Annotated in this window: 12 protein-coding genes and 4 pseudogenes; 4 read left to right on the forward strand and 12 right to left on the reverse strand. The window is 60.8% G+C overall.

The window, feature by feature from the left end:
• Positions 1 to 12: 12 nt before the first annotated feature.
• The 7 genes and pseudogenes from trbL to trbB form a co-directional block, all read right to left on the reverse strand.
• Positions 13 to 897, reverse strand: a pseudogene (trbL, locus tag NW75_RS14150) (P-type conjugative transfer protein TrbL); the annotation flags it as partial.
• A 1-nt stretch (position 898) separates the two neighbouring features.
• Positions 899 to 1,300 carry a putative entry exclusion protein TrbK-alt gene (trbK-alt, locus tag NW75_RS14155; RefSeq protein WP_006022582.1) on the reverse strand — a complete coding sequence of 134 codons (402 nt, stop codon included), beginning with the start codon at positions 1,298 to 1,300 and terminating at the stop codon, positions 899 to 901.
• A gap of 10 nt (positions 1,301 to 1,310) precedes the next feature.
• A pseudogene (gene trbJ / locus NW75_RS14160) lies at positions 1,311 to 2,070 on the reverse strand (P-type conjugative transfer protein TrbJ).
• Positions 2,067 to 4,504: pseudogene (gene trbE / locus NW75_RS14165) on the reverse strand (conjugal transfer protein TrbE). Before trbE ends, trbJ begins: the two co-directional pseudogenes overlap by 4 nt.
• A gap of 13 nt (positions 4,505 to 4,517) precedes the next feature.
• Positions 4,518 to 4,799, reverse strand: coding sequence for a VirB3 family type IV secretion system protein (locus NW75_RS14170; RefSeq protein ID WP_006022585.1), 282 nt, complete (start codon positions 4,797 to 4,799; stop codon positions 4,518 to 4,520).
• Entirely contained in the window at positions 4,799 to 5,131 is a 333-nt protein-coding gene (locus NW75_RS14175; protein WP_006022586.1) for a TrbC/VirB2 family protein, read from the reverse strand. Before NW75_RS14175 ends, NW75_RS14170 begins: the two co-directional genes overlap by 1 nt.
• Complete coding sequence (gene trbB, locus NW75_RS14180) at positions 5,128 to 6,144, reverse strand: P-type conjugative transfer ATPase TrbB (RefSeq protein ID WP_024343194.1); 1,017 nt, start codon at positions 6,142 to 6,144, stop codon at positions 5,128 to 5,130. Before trbB ends, NW75_RS14175 begins: the two co-directional genes overlap by 4 nt.
• Positions 6,145 to 6,981: 837 nt before the next feature.
• Here trbB and NW75_RS24520 point away from each other — a divergent pair.
• Positions 6,982 to 7,140 carry a hypothetical protein gene (locus NW75_RS24520; protein WP_156143040.1) on the forward strand — a complete coding sequence of 53 codons (159 nt, stop codon included), beginning with the start codon at positions 6,982 to 6,984 and terminating at the stop codon, positions 7,138 to 7,140.
• Between the two features lie 25 nt (positions 7,141 to 7,165).
• Here the strand turns inward: NW75_RS24520 and NW75_RS14190 are convergent, their stop codons facing one another.
• The 5 genes from NW75_RS14190 to NW75_RS24525 all read right to left on the reverse strand — a co-directional run bounded on the left by NW75_RS14190 (position 7,166) and on the right by NW75_RS24525 (position 10,736).
• A complete protein-coding gene (locus NW75_RS14190; protein WP_033965848.1) occupies positions 7,166 to 7,537 on the reverse strand; it encodes a hypothetical protein in 372 nt (123 codons plus the stop codon).
• Between the two features lie 171 nt (positions 7,538 to 7,708).
• Positions 7,709 to 9,475 (reverse strand): NRAMP family divalent metal transporter, encoded by a 1,767-nt coding sequence (locus tag NW75_RS14195; RefSeq protein ID WP_006022591.1) that lies wholly within the window; start codon positions 9,473 to 9,475, stop codon positions 7,709 to 7,711.
• Positions 9,476 to 9,520: 45 nt separating this feature from the next.
• On the reverse strand, positions 9,521 to 9,937 hold the full coding sequence (locus NW75_RS14200) for a DUF2493 domain-containing protein (RefSeq protein WP_006022592.1): 417 nt from the start codon (positions 9,935 to 9,937) through the stop codon (positions 9,521 to 9,523).
• Positions 9,925 to 10,443: a phosphoribosyl-ATP diphosphatase gene (hisE, locus tag NW75_RS23875; protein ID WP_006022593.1), complete on the reverse strand. Its 519-nt coding sequence runs from the start codon at positions 10,441 to 10,443 to the stop codon at positions 9,925 to 9,927. Before hisE ends, NW75_RS14200 begins: the two co-directional genes overlap by 13 nt.
• Positions 10,444 to 10,520: 77 nt before the next feature.
• On the reverse strand, positions 10,521 to 10,736 hold the full coding sequence (locus tag NW75_RS24525) for a hypothetical protein (RefSeq protein WP_124810155.1): 216 nt from the start codon (positions 10,734 to 10,736) through the stop codon (positions 10,521 to 10,523).
• A 340-nt stretch (positions 10,737 to 11,076) separates the two neighbouring features.
• Between NW75_RS24525 and NW75_RS14215 the strand changes: the two genes are divergently transcribed.
• From NW75_RS14215 to NW75_RS27805, 3 genes and pseudogenes are all read left to right on the forward strand, one after another.
• Positions 11,077 to 11,355: a metal/formaldehyde-sensitive transcriptional repressor gene (locus NW75_RS14215; protein ID WP_006022595.1), complete on the forward strand. Its 279-nt coding sequence runs from the start codon at positions 11,077 to 11,079 to the stop codon at positions 11,353 to 11,355.
• A 164-nt stretch (positions 11,356 to 11,519) separates the two neighbouring features.
• Positions 11,520 to 12,539 (forward strand): sensor histidine kinase, encoded by a 1,020-nt coding sequence (locus NW75_RS14220; RefSeq protein ID WP_197057830.1) that lies wholly within the window; start codon positions 11,520 to 11,522, stop codon positions 12,537 to 12,539.
• A pseudogene (locus NW75_RS27805) lies at positions 12,536 to 12,844 on the forward strand (response regulator); the annotation flags it as partial. The gene NW75_RS14220 and the pseudogene NW75_RS27805, both read left to right, overlap by 4 nt.
• Positions 12,845 to 12,965 lie beyond the last annotated feature (121 nt).

Here is a 12,965-nt window from a genome sequence, read left to right on the forward strand (position 1 = left end):
CGCCGCCTGTCACGACGCGCCGGCAGCGGCCGCGCCTGCTGCGACAACGCCGCCGGCGGCAAGACCAGTGCCAATGGCCGCGCCGGCGCCGAGCTGCGGGCCACCGGAGATGAGGCCGTTAGCGATGCCGGGACCGAAGATGCCGAGACCAAGCAGCGACAGCGCGGCAAGCACGATCGCCATGGCATCGTCGATCGATGGCGTTGCGCCGTTGAAGCCCGAGGTGAACTCGGAGAACAGCGTCGAGCCGATGCCGATGATGACGGCGAGCACCAGCACCTTGATGCCGGAGGAGATGACGTTGCCGAGCACGCGCTCGGCCATGAACGCCGATTTGCCGAACAGGCCGAAGGGAATGAGGACGAAGCCGGCGAGCGTGGTCAGCTTGAACTCGATCAGGGTGACGAAGAGCTGGATCGCCAGGATGAAGAACGCCAGCAGCACCAGCGCCCAGGCGAAAAACATGCAGGCGATCTGGATGAAGTTCTCGAAGAACGACCAGTAGCCCATCAGGCTGGAGATGGAGTCGAGCAGCGGCCGGCCGGCATCGAGACCAGTCTGCGCCACCTTGCCGGGGCGCATGAGATCGCTCACGGCAAAGCCCGTTCCCGAAGCCTTCAGGCCGAGGCCCGCGAAGCTCTCGAAGACGATGCGGGCGAGATTGTTCCAGTTGGAGATCAGGTAGGCGAAGACACCGACGAAGAGCGTCTTCTTGACCAGCCTCGCCATGATGTCGTCGTCGGCGCCCCATGACCAGAAAAGCGCGGCGAGCGTGACGTCGATGACGATCAAGGTGGTGGCGATGAAACCGACTTCGCCGCCGAGCAGCCCGAATCCTCCGTCGATGTAGCGAGTGAAGACCTCGAGGAAATGGTCGATGACACCGGTGCCGCCCATGTCAGCGAACCTCTGGCTGAGCGGGCTCGGCCTGCATCGCAGGCCCGGTCACGTCCGCTGGCGCACTGTCTTTGTGGATGGGAGCGGCCGACGCGGGCGCGCTTGGAAACAGCGTGGTCGGCGCAACCGGCGATGGTGATGAAACGGGGGCCGGCTGGCCGAGGAAGCGGCGCCGGTTCTCTGCCCATGCCTTCAGGCAATTGGGATCGCGCGTGCCGGCCTCGCCGATCTCGGAACAACGAAGCAATTCGGCGGCGAGAGGATCCGATGTTGTGACCGGACGGCCCTGCGTCGCGAGGACGTCCGTCGAAACGTCCTTGCGGTTCATCTCGATCGCGGTCGCCGTGATGGCGACCGCGACGAAGACGATGGCGCCGACGCGAGCGAGGGTCTTGCCGTCCATCGTGCCAGCCTCAGTTGCCGCTGTTCGGGAACATGCGGGCATTGCCGGGCTGGTAGCCCGAGCCCGGCGTCAGAACGCCGGCGCTGCTCGCGGCCCTGTTCGGCGGCGGCGGCCTGCTCGGCCGACTGCAAGGCCTGCGCCCGGCCGTTGGCCGCCACGACGGCGGTGAGATCCGCGAGTTGCTGCGCCTGGAGCGCAAGGAGTTGGTTGCCGGCCTGCGTCGCCTGCAGCGCGCCGGTCGCGCCCTGGCTCTGGCCGATCAGCGCCGACATCTGCGTGCGATTGGTGTCGATGTTGCCGACGACGCCCGCCTGCACCCGCATTGCGTCCTGCAGGCCGCCGACCGTGTTCTGCCAGCGCGAGCGGGCATCGGTGACGAGTTGCTGATCCGAAGCGGACAGCGAGACGTTCCCGTACTTCTGCTGGAACATCCGGTCGATCTGCTGGACGTCGTAGGCGATATTCTGCGCCTGGTTGAGAAGCTGCTGCGTGCGCTGGACGGACTGCTGAAGCTGTTGCAGCGACGAGAACGGCAGGCTCGCAAGGTTGCGTGCCTGGTTGATCAGCATTTGCGCTTCGTTCTGAAGCGAGGTGATCTGGTTGGTGATCTGCTGAAGCGATCGCGCCGCCGTGAGCACGTTCTGCGCATAGTTCGAGGGATCGAATACGATGATGGCGTGAGCGGGCGTCGCCAGCATGGGCGCGAGCGCGACGGGAGCGGTCAGCAGCGCGGCAGCAAAACGCGCTGCGCGGGAATTGCGCAGTTTCATTGGGACGTCTCCTTGTTGGTGAGCGTGGGGATGAGATCGGCGGCCCAACCGACCTCACGGTGATCGAGCCATGCGGCGAGGAAGCCGTCGCGGCCGTGTTCGGCGACGATGCGGGCAATGGCCGCCTGGTCGGTCTTCGATGACGCGGCGCACAGAGCGAGCGCGACATCGGACAGACCGAGCTCGAAGAGGCGGTTGCCGCGCCGCGACTGGCAGTAATAGTCGCGCTTGGGCATTGCCCGCGCGATGATCTCGATCTGGCGGTCGTTGAGGCCGAAGCGCCGATAGATCGCCGTGATCTGCGGCTCGATCGCGCGCTCGTTCGGCAGCAGAAGCCGGGTCTGGCAGCTTTCGATGATGGCAGGCGCGATGGCCGAGCCGTCGATGTCGCTGAGCGATTGCGTGGCGAAGATGACGCTGGCGTTCTTCTTGCGCAGCGTCTTCAGCCATTCGCGGAGCTGGCCGGCGAAACCGTCATCGTCCAGCGCCAGCCAGCCTTCGTCGATAATGAGAAGAGTCGGCGAACCGTCGAGCCGATCTTCGATCCGATGGAAGAGATAGGAGAGAACCGCCGGCGCCGCGCCGGTGCCGATCAGCCCCTCAGTCTCGAACGCTTGAACGAACGCCGAGCCAAGATACTCGCGTTCAGCGTCGAGCAGCCGGCCGTAGGGACCGCCGACGCAATAGGGCCTGAGCGCCTGTTTGAGATCGTTCGACTGGAGCAGCACGACCAGGCCGGTGATCGTGCGCTCCTCGACGGGCGCCGATGCCAGCGAGGTCAGCGCCGTCCAGATATGCTCCTTCACCTCGGGCGTGATCGCCACGCCCTCGCGGGTCAGGATCGATACGATCCAGTCGCCCGCCCAGGCGCGCTCGGGCACGTCGTGAACGCGGGCGAGCGGTTGAAGGCTGACGTTATCGGTCGCGCCGTCACTGAGATCGCCGCCGAGGTCATGCCAATCGCCGCCCATGCCGAGCGCCGCCGCGCGGATCGAGCCGCCGAAGTCGAAGGCGAAGACTTGGGCGCGAGCATAGCGTCGGAACTGCAGCGCCATCAGCGCCAGCAGGACCGACTTGCCCGCGCCGGTCGGGCCAACGATCAGCGTGTGGCCGACGTCGCGACGTGAAGCGAAAGCCGGAACGGGGTGGAGCCTTCGGTCTTGCCGAAGAGCAGTGGGGGCGCTGCAAAATGCTCGTCCCGTTCCGGCCCCGCCCACACCGCCGACAGCGGGATCATGTGGGCGAGATTGAGCGTGGAGATCGGCGGCTGGCGGACGTTCGCATAGACGTGGCCGGGCAATGATCCGAGCCAGGCGTCCACCGCGTTGATCGTCTCGGCCATGGCAGTGAAGTCGCGGCCCTGAATGACCTTCTCGACGAGGCGCAGCTTCTCGTCGGCAGCGCGCGGATCCTCGTCCCACACCGTCACCGTCGCGGTGACGTAGGCCATCCCGGCATAGTCGGCGCCGAGTTCCTGGAGCGCCATGTCGGCATCGGCGGCCTTGTTCGCGGCGTCGGTGTCCACGAGGACGGACGCCTCGTTGGTCATTACCTCCTTGAGGATCGCGGCGATCGACTTGCGCTTGGCGAACCATTGCCGGCGGATCTTGGTCAGCAGCTTGGTCGCGTCGGTCTTGTCGAGCAGGATCGCCCGCGTCGACCAACGATACGGAAATGCGAGACGGTTCAGCTCGTCGAGCAGGCCAGGTGTCGTCGCCGTTGGAAAGCCTGTGACGGTGAGGATGCGCAGATGCGACGCGCCAAGGCGCGGCTCGAGCCCGCCGGTGAGCGGCTGGTCGGCGAGCAGCGCGTCGAGATAGATCGGCGTTTCGGGGACGCGGACACGGTGCCGTTTGGTCGAGACGCAGCCGTGGAGATAGGTGAGCGTCTCCGCGTCATCAAGCCAGCGGCATTCGGGCATGAAGGCTTCGACCAGGCGCAGGATGCGATCGGTGCGATCGGCGAACCCGGTCATCACCTCGTTGGGGTCGAGGCCCGACTTTTCCCGGCCTTCATAGAGCCAGGATTCCGCGCGCGCGGCGTCCTCGGCCGGCGGCAGATAGGTGAAGGTCAGGAAATAGCTCGACTCGAAATGTGCGCCAGCTTCCTCGAAATCCGCTTTGCGCTCGGCGTCGACCAGCGCCGAGGCGGGATCGGGAAAGCGGCTGTCGGGATAGAGGTTCGAAGCTTGCCGCTGCGCCTCGACGAAGATTGCCCAGCCTGATCCAAGGCGACGGAACGCATTGTTGAGGCGGCCGGCGATGGCGACTAGCTCAGCCTGTACGGCGCTGTCGAGATCGGGGCCGCGAAACCGCGCGGTGCGCTGAAAGCTGCCGTCCTTGTTGAGGACGATGCCGGAGCCCACCAGCGCGACCCAGGGGAGGAAGTCGGCCAGGCGGCTGTTGCGATTGCGATATTCGGCAAGGTTCATCATGGCCGCGCTCCCCTCAGACCGAAAGGTGTGCGGGGACGCGCAGATGGCGGCGCACAACGTCGACGAAGAGCGGATCGCGCTTGGCAGCCCACACCGCGGTGACGTGGCCGATCGCCCAGATCGCGATCCCCACCAGCCAGAGGCGAAGCCCTAGGCCGACCGCGCCAGCGAGCGTCCCGTTCATGATGGCGATAGCCCGTGGGGCGCCGCCGAGCAGGATCGGCTCGGTCAGTGCCCGGTGAACGGGGACGGTATAGCCTGGGACGTCGCCGCCCTGATCGACAGCGCCCGTCATCAGACCAGCGCCCCGCCGCCGAACGAGAAGAACGACAGGAAGAAGCTCGACGCGGCGAAGGCAATCGAGAGACCAAACACGATCTGGATCAACCTGCGGAAGCCGCCGGAGGTATCGCCGAAGGCCAGCGTCAGGCCGGTAACGATGATGATGATCACCGCCATGATTTTCGCCACGGGACCTTCAATCGACTGCAGGATCTGTTGGAGAGGCTGTTCCCACGGCATCGACGAACCGGAAGCGTGAGCGGGGGCTGCCATCACCGCCGACAGAGTGGCGATGGAAACGGTCAAGACGAGATGATGGCGCGCGCGCCGCAGGCGTTGGATCACAGGCTTTCTCCTTCAGGTGCTGGGACGAACAAGCTCGAGCTGCCGTCGCCATCCGTGGTGGCCGGCGCGATGCGGTAGTCGCCGTCGAGACCGAGGCCTTCGACGCGCGAGAGTTCGGAGAGTCGCCGCGCGGACCCGCGACCGGAGAGGACGGCAACGAGGTCGATCGTTTCCGCGATCAATGCGCGCGGGACCGTGACGACTGCCTCCTGAATGAGCTGCTCCATGCGGCGCAGTGCGCCGATCGCGCTGCCGGCGTGGATGGTGCCGACCCCGCCAGGATGGCCGGTGCCCCAGGCCTTGAGCAGTTCGAGCGCTTCGGCGCCGCGCACTTCGCCAACGGGTATGCGATCGGGCCGCAGACGCAGCGAAGAGCGAACGAGATCGGAAAGTGAGGCAACGCCATCTTTTGTTCGCATCGCCACGAGGTTCGGCGCGGCGCATTGCAGTTCGCGGGTGTCTTCGATGAGGACGACGCGATCGGCGGTCTTCGCAACTTCGGCGAGCAACGCGTTTGTCAGCGTCGTCTTGCCGGTGGATGTCCCGCCGGCGACGAGGATGTTGGCGCGTGAGGAGACACTCCGGCGGAGTATCTCGGCCTGCGTCGCTGACATGATGCCGGCCGCGACGTAGTCGTCGAGCGTGAACACCGCGACAGCGGGCTTACGGATCGCGAATGCGGGGGCAGCGACGACGGGTGGCAGCAGGCCTTCGAACCGCTCGCCGGTTTCAGGCAACTCTGCGGATACCCGAGGAGCACCAGCATGAACCTCGGCTCCGACATGGTGCGCAACCAAGCGAACGATACGTTCGCCGTCCGCTGGTGACAGCCGCTCACCGGTATCGGAAAGTCCTTCGGAGAGTCGGTCGATCCAGAGGCGCCCATCGGGATTGAGCATCACCTCGACGATGCTGGCGTCATCAAGATAGCGCGCGATTGCAGGACCGAGCGCAGTGCGCAGCATCCTTGCGCCGCGCGCGAGGCCTTCCGAATTGTGGTGTGATGCTGTCATAGTGCCCCGTTTCTATCGGGGCCGATACAGTCCTTCCCCAGACGGGGATGATTAAAGGGGCCAGATTTCGGGGCGATTCAACAAAGATTCATCGACGTAGTAGTGTAGCGTGCAAATACAGGAGAACGGCGGTGTCGGACGCACGATACGCCAATACGCTCGCGGAGCTTGACCGGCTCTGCGCAAGCGTCTGATCCTCGCACAATGACCGCTCAATGCATTTGTTGTGGAGGTGATGGACATCCTCGATCGCGGAGATCATCCGGGGGGTGAGATCCTTCTTAATCGGGATCATGCACGGCGTTAGGCTGAACGGGACGGTACGTACGATAGCATCTTTGCAGCCATGAACCCCAGCCGAGTAGAGTAGCCTATGTTTCTTAGATCGGTTTTGGCCGCCGCCGCATTTGCTGCGGCGGTACTCCCCGCGGAATCGGTGTTCGCCGAGGCGCCCGAAAAGCCAATCAAGGGCAACAGCGCGAGATCGGCAGCAAGGTAATTGAGAAGGCCAACGCCCTCCTTGACAGTTTAACACCGGCGCGGCGCAATGAAGCCCTCGTCGATTATAGATCACGGTGACGGACCGATCGGCGCGGAAAGAGATTTGTAGGCTTCCTCACCATTCAGCGCTGATTCAAGGCTATTTGACGCGCGATCGAACGCGGAAGAAACATCAACGCGTTTCGGGTAGCTCTGCACGGCTGAGCTTTTTGCGCACGCGCGCATGAATCTGGTCGACCCAAGCCAATCCCAATCGCCTGATGCGACCTTTCGGACACCTTAAGAGGAGAAAGTGTTCGATGCGAGACACCACAAAAAGCAGAAGGCGGATCCGAAGTGGCGGAGGCCAATGCGATAGTTGATTACTCATTGTTTTGCGTCTCCTTTGAGAAAATCTGCCACGGCTTTTTTTTGTTCGATGAATCTCAGGCGCTGGCACGCTATCCTGGCGTGCGCTTCGGCGGCCAGATCAACATGTTTGGAAGTGTCGGATAAAGGCGCAGACGCTCAAACGCCGCGGCTAAAGCCATCTCTCGGCGTCGAGCGTCCAGCGGATATAATTTGCGATGAGCGCATAGGCGACAACGGGCAGCCTTTCGCCGCGTTGGACAAGGATAGCGATGCAACGTTCTAGTCCGTCATGGAGAGCACGCGTTGCAAAATAATGAAACGTGAACGGATCGCTGCGCGCTTTGGCAAAAGCGATCAGCATAGCGGCGATCAATCCGCAAGCATCGATCTCGCATTGAGAATCGCCGAAACAGCTGTCGACAAAAGCGATAATCTGAAAGCCCTTGGTCTGCTCGACTGAGGTCAGCGAAAAAGAACTACAAGAAGTTGCATCGGAAAGCGCCTGGATGCGTCCGGGAAGAGTCTTGAATTGTTCAGACATGAGGCGCCCCCATCAGCTAGTTAGAACAAAAGAGTTTTGTCTATTCAGATTGTTTCCTTTTCGTTTTGGTTGGCAGGCGACGACGCGGGGTATAGCAACGTCCGCGAGGCTATTGCGGACATGTCGGTGCTCGCGCCCGTGCGTCAACGTCGTCACCCGCCTTCTTGCGTGCTACTTCGAGCCGGTATTGCTTGTAGCAGCGTCGTTGCTGGTTGGCGTTCCGCCGATCTGGGGGATGCTGACCTCGACGCCGGTCGCGGCGACGAAGACCTTGAAGCCGATCAGCGCGACAGCAATCAGAAGATAGCCGCGTAGCACGCCCATCCAGACCTTCGTCATCAACGTCATATGCAGGGCAGGCAGCCGATTAAGCGGCGGCATGCGCCAGTTCCGGCGCTCGAGCATCGTCATCTTGGCGAAGCGGTGATCTTGATCGTTGCCATATGCGGCAGCGGGCACGTCATAACTACGCTTGCGTGCTGCGAACGAAAAGACGAACCCGCAAAGCCCCAGCAAAGAGCCGCCAATCAGTATTTTCAGAATTGTGCTGTCAGCCACATCTGGGAAGACGGTCGCCACGGTGAGGATGATCGAGAGCAACACAAGGGACCAGATTATTGCTCCGGTGAATACATTGAGCTTAGGACCGTTGGACCAGGGGCCGACAACCGCCTTGTCGTTGCAAAGGAGGAGCAGGAAGACCGTGGCACTTGGTAGCAGCACGCCAGCGAGAGCCTGCACGGCACTGACAAAGAGGCCCAGCAGCGCATCACTTGCGAAGGCAACAAGGCCTGCGGCAATGAATATGAGAATCCCGTAAGCAACGTAGAATCCGATGGCATCCGTGACTTTGCGATGCAATGAGTGCCTCACCCTGAGGACGTCGGCGATCGCATAAGACGTCGAGAGCGAGACGGCTGCTGCGCCGATGAGGCAAGCATCCAAAAGAGCGATTGCAAAAATCGTCGCCGAATATGGACCCACATATTTGTCCAGCGCCGTAAGCACCGCACCTGTATCCGTGAAATTGCCGAATTCCGGCCGTCCGGCAAACAATGCGGCACAGAACGCCATCATGGCAACGGCGCCGATTACTACCAGGAGGATCCCGAGGCAAAGATCGACTTTCTCGTAGCCGTTGAAGGCGGGCGTGATCCGCTTATCGACAACATAGCTTTGTTGGAAAAAGAGCTGCCAAGGTGCGACGGTCGTGCCAACGATGCCAATGACAAGCAGCATGACTGCCGCCATGTCGGAGTGAGCGGGCCATTGCGGCACGAGCAGTCCATGGGCGATCTCACCGATTGGTGGATGGATGGCGAGGAGCACAGGTATTAGCAACAGACTGCCAAAGACCAAAACCATCGCGAAGCGTTCAAACCGCTTGAAACTTCCGGTGCTGACGGCGGCCACTATGAGCACCGCCGCGACAATCAGTCCCGGAACTCTTGGCAAACCAAAATATTGGAGTGCGAATACGATGCCGATGAACTCGGTTACAATGGTTAGTCCGTTGAGAAGAACTAGGTCTATAAGGCTGAAGGCACCCCAGAACTTTCCGAAACGTTCGAATATCAGTCGTGCATGGCCAACGCCCGTCACAGCACCTAGCCGTGACACCATCTCCTGATTCACGTAAATCACCGGGATCAAGAGCATCAACGTCCACAGCAGAGAGGTGCCGTAGTTCTGACCTGCCTGCGTATAGGTTCCAAAAGCGCCGGCATCATTGTCGCCGACCATGACAATCAGTCCCGGGCCGACGATTGCCATCAAGGTCGCCAGCCTAGCCCGCCAAGTCTTTCGTACACCGGTGTCGTGCTGCCGGATGGTGCCGAACGCGCCGTGGATGTCGCCAATATGCGCGCTATCCAGGACAGCGGGCGCGCTTGAGGCCAATTCGATTTGTTCAAGCGATGTCGCAGAGGTATCGGACATTTCAAACTCCGTTGAGTTTTGCTCGTTTTGGGTGAATTCACTGGATCAGAGCGAAGCGGTTGTTGGCTGGCCCCGCTGCGGCGGATGCTTTGCGACTGGGCAAGCTCCAGCCGTGTTGGGCGGAATGGCGAGCACGGCGAGCCCGACGTTGATTGCCCGTTGGACGAGATCGGCGGTGTGGCGCCCCCCTGGGAAAGCCACGACAAAGTCGGGTCGGCTGTCTGTCAGCATGAAATCGCTGCGCAGCCCTTCGGCCTTCTTGCCGTAAAACTCCCAATTTGGCGGGTAACGCACCACAGCGATCCCATGGCGACGCGCCCACGCCTCAGCGATGATGCCGACGCCTGCAATGCTGCCGTGGACCACAACGCTGATTGGCTTTCGCCAATGCAGTGCAGTTAGTTCGTGATGCACCATCTCGGCGTCCTCGAAGTGACGTCCTCCACAGACTAGGAGGCGCATGGCCGTGTCCTTTCGGGCTGCTCTTCGGGACACGGTGCTGGTGCGCGCGAGTTGGCGGTGATGCAGGGCGCAGGTACGCGATTTCCTTCCGAGCTGTCGTTGACCGGGGCGGGATCAGTCGTTCCCCGACGCGGCTTAGGAAGCTTTTCGGCAATGCCCATGCTTTCCACGCGGCGCCGCATCTCGGCCCAGACTTCGCTGGGTTCAATATTGAGTGCGTGCCACAGAACGACCAAGTGATAGAGAAGATCGGCACTTTCGCTGACCGTCTTTTGGGTCCGCTTCCTCACCGCCTCGAGAGCGACCTCGGCAGCCTCCTCGACAACCTTCTGCGAGATCTTCCGCAATCCGGCATTCATCAGCTCTGCCGTGCGAGCATGCTCCGTCAATGTCACATCATTCAGCGCGTTGTAGAGCTGCTCTAAATCGTTGGCGAAGATAGTATTCGCGCAAGTCGTATTAGTGCCTGCGGGGCGCGCAGGCAGCAAAGCCACCACTGCATTCATTAGTTAATCCCTTCGTTTGAACTTTGCTGCCAACAGCAGCGCTACGCTGCGCACGGCATTGCCGTGTGTCGCTATGATCAATCGTCAGGATTCTTCAGAGTGGCGGATGTCTCCAATTGCCAGCCCCCAATCAGCCGGCCATCGGATTCCTGATGCCAATGGGCAAGAAGCTTTGGTCTCGCCAAGTTGCGAGCGCCCAATTTCAAGCCGGGAAACACCCCGGCGAATTGAATATCATCATGGGCGACCACCGGTGGCGCCCGACGTGTGTCGATGTTGAGATGAGCGGCCATGGCCACCTCCGTCTGTTCAAGCAGTTGCTCGAACCCGGGTGGCCTGGACGGACGGTGCTCAGCGTCGAAGTGCTGGCGCAGTTACGTCGGCAGAACCGACCCGAGCGATGATGCAACCCAGCGGAGCGTCGATAGCAGGTGACTGACGCCTACTATCTCCCTCCGAGGGGTCGTTGCTAGATCGCGGGTTCATATGATCCTCTGCTGTGCCAATCCGGATCCAATTCACGACGAACTGGACCACGACGCGAACAACCCTGCCGGTCTTCACTTCGCGCGACATTCATATATACTCTGGGGGGTATATTACAACTATACCCGGGTATAGCGGAGGGACGCGATGGCGCATGCGGTGGCTGAGAAGCAGAAGCTGCTGAATAGGGTCCGACGCCTTCGAGGTCAGGTCGATGCGATTGAACGGGCCCTCATCGCGGATGAGAGTTGCGGCGACGTGATGCGGATAGTCACGGCCACGCGCGGTGCGATCAACGGAATCATGGCCGAAGTCGTCAATGGGCACATTCAAGCGCATATGGTCGATGCGAACCGCACGCCCACAGAAGCTGAACGTAATGCCGCGCTCGAATTAGTCGACGTTTTGCACACCTACATCAAGTGAACTGCGATGGCTCCACAAAAACACCAGTCAATCAGCCTGCCCACGTCGATCCTATAGATCACGAGGCAAACTTGACGCATCGATACCCGCTCGGCACCCGTTCAAGGGAACTACTGACGTTCATCGATGGGCTATGGCGCCTCGTTAGGTCTGGAACGCTTCCCTTGCTGATCGGCATCCTCACTATCGGCATCTTCATCATCGACACCATAACCCCTTACGAGATATCCGCTGCGACGTTTTATGTGATTGTCGTTCTATTGTCGGCTCGCTTCAGCCACACGCGGGGCATGGGCACGGTCTCTGGAATATGCATCGCGTTGACGATCGCGAGCTACATCCTGACGCCGAGTGGAAGCTTCGGAACCGGAGTCGTCAACACCTCGATCAGCCTGCTGGCGATCGCGGCAACGACCTATCTCGCTGTCAAGATGGAGACCGCTCGTGTGGCGGCCGAACAGGCGCAGACCCGCCTTGCGCACGTCGCTCGGATCACGACTCTCGGCGAGATCGCTGCCTCAATCGCCCATGAGGTCAATCAGCCGCTCGCCGCAATCGTGACCAACGCCAATGCATGTACACGCTGGATTCACGGAGATCCCGCGAACCTAGAAAAAGCCGCGTCTTCGATAGATAGCATCGTCAGCGACGCAAACCGAGCAAGTGAAATCATCAAGCGCGTCCAAGCGCTGTCTATGCGTGCAGAACCAAAGAGGTCCTGGATTGAGATCAACGTCGTAATCAGAGAGGTGCTGGGGCTTTTGCAAAGCCGTTTCCGAGAAAGCCGAGTTTCCGTTTATACGAACCTGTCGAGTGATCTGCCCATGATCTTCGGTGATCGTATTCAACTTCAACAGGTTGCACTCAACCTTCTCGTGAACGCGATAGATGCGATGGGTACGCTGCAGAGCAGTGTTCGTGAGATTCGAATAAACTCCGCTAAATCAAGCGCGTCCGGCGTGATGATCACGATAGAAGACACGGGAGGCGGTATCGATCCTGGCTTCGTAAGGCATCTTTTCGATGCCTTTCACTCCACCAAGAGCGATGGCATGGGAATTGGACTTTCAATATGCCGATCAATTATTGAATCTCACGGCGGTAATATTTGGGCTGAGCCGACCAATCCGCGCGGCGCTACCTTTTGTTTTACTCTGCCTGGCGACAGGGAGAAAATACTATGAGACAGTCGAAACAGCCCGTCGTTGTGGGCGGCACGGTAGCCGTCGTCGACGATGATCTTTCCGTGCGTGAAGCGCTCAGAAATCTCCTGAGTTCTGTCGGACTTGATATTCACACCTTTGCGTCTACGCACGAGTTTTTGGCGTGGTCGATTCCTGATACGCCGATTTGCTTGGTATTGGACGTTAGAATGCCGGGTCAGAACGGCTTGGATTTCCAACAAGAGCTTTTCAGAACGCGTGTGGAGATCCCGGTCGTGTTCATTACGGCGCACGGGGATATCCCGATGTCGGTCCGGGCTATGAAGTTTGGCGCGATCGAATTTCTGACCAAGCCGTTTAGGGACCAAGACCTACTTGATGCGATCTATCTCGGTCTCCAGACTTCGCAAATCCGACGAAACGAGAAGACAATGACAGCTGATCTTC

This window comes from Sphingomonas sp. Ant H11, from assembly GCF_000797515.1.
GTDB lineage: Bacteria > Pseudomonadota > Alphaproteobacteria > Sphingomonadales > Sphingomonadaceae > Sphingomonas.

What these genes read in the sequence shown, in the direction of transcription:
- trbB (WP_024343194.1), bottom strand. Translation starts at nt 6,144, where the DNA reads ATGACAGCATCACACCACAATTCGGAAGGCCTCGCGCGCGGCGCAAGG.
- NW75_RS14215 (WP_006022595.1), top strand. Translation starts at nt 11,077, where the DNA reads ATGGCGCATGCGGTGGCTGAGAAGCAGAAGCTGCTGAATAGGGTCCGA.
- hisE (WP_006022593.1), bottom strand. Translation starts at nt 10,443, where the DNA reads ATGAATGCAGTGGTGGCTTTGCTGCCTGCGCGCCCCGCAGGCACTAAT.
- trbK-alt (WP_006022582.1), bottom strand. Translation starts at nt 1,300, where the DNA reads ATGGACGGCAAGACCCTCGCTCGCGTCGGCGCCATCGTCTTCGTCGCG.
- NW75_RS14190 (WP_033965848.1), bottom strand. Translation starts at nt 7,537, where the DNA reads ATGTCTGAACAATTCAAGACTCTTCCCGGACGCATCCAGGCGCTTTCC.
- NW75_RS14170 (WP_006022585.1), bottom strand. Translation starts at nt 4,799, where the DNA reads ATGACGGGCGCTGTCGATCAGGGCGGCGACGTCCCAGGCTATACCGTC.
- NW75_RS24525 (WP_124810155.1), bottom strand. Translation starts at nt 10,736, where the DNA reads ATGGCCGCTCATCTCAACATCGACACACGTCGGGCGCCACCGGTGGTC.
- NW75_RS14200 (WP_006022592.1), bottom strand. Translation starts at nt 9,937, where the DNA reads ATGCGCCTCCTAGTCTGTGGAGGACGTCACTTCGAGGACGCCGAGATG.
- NW75_RS14195 (WP_006022591.1), bottom strand. Translation starts at nt 9,475, where the DNA reads ATGTCCGATACCTCTGCGACATCGCTTGAACAAATCGAATTGGCCTCA.